This is a genomic window from Corynebacterium sp. HMSC035E02 (assembly GCF_001836065.1).
Taxonomy (GTDB): domain Bacteria; phylum Actinomycetota; class Actinomycetes; order Mycobacteriales; family Mycobacteriaceae; genus Corynebacterium; species Corynebacterium hiratae.
This window is the reverse complement of the sequence record NZ_KV827375.1, coordinates 1-500: the sequence shown is the minus strand read 5'-3', so window position 1 is coordinate 500 and position 500 is coordinate 1. Positions and strand designations below refer to the sequence as shown.

Annotated in this window: 1 protein-coding gene; it reads right to left on the bottom strand. The window is 55.4% G+C overall.

The annotated features are described in order from the left end of the window. Positions 1-500 (bottom strand): IS1634 family transposase (locus HMPREF2635_RS11210; RefSeq protein ID WP_141761714.1); only part of this gene is annotated, 500 nt, incomplete at both ends.

Genomic DNA, 500 nt, shown 5'->3' with positions numbered 1-500 from the left:
ACATCCGAAACGACTTTTCAATGTTGAATAACCTGCGGTAATGCCCGATAACCTCTTGGGCGGGAAGAGTAGTCAGGTCGGTTTCATAGCCTTTAATTCCGGCTAGGGCTCGGTGCTTGGCAGCAAGAGCGTAGTTGACCTTCTTATTCGGGGCGGAAAGATCAATATAGCGGTTGCGCTTGATTGCGATATCGCCGTCAACAGCGCGTTTGGCTTTCGCGACTTGCTCTTTGATTCCGCGCAGGCTGCGTCTAGCCCGGTCGTGGGAGTACTGGAAGTGGGTTACCGTATTCGGGGTTGTGTGTTTGCGTCCATCGCTTGCGGAGGCTTGTGTCCAGATCTGGCCGTGGGTGTAGTCTTCACCGGGGTTGTCCCGCCGCCAGGTTTCGATCACCTCAGGCACGGTGGGGGTTTTCACCGACAAGATGTAGTGCAGGCCTGCATCGATGAGTGCTTGCTTGTTCGCCGCGGAAAACATGCCCGCATCAGCAACGACGGTA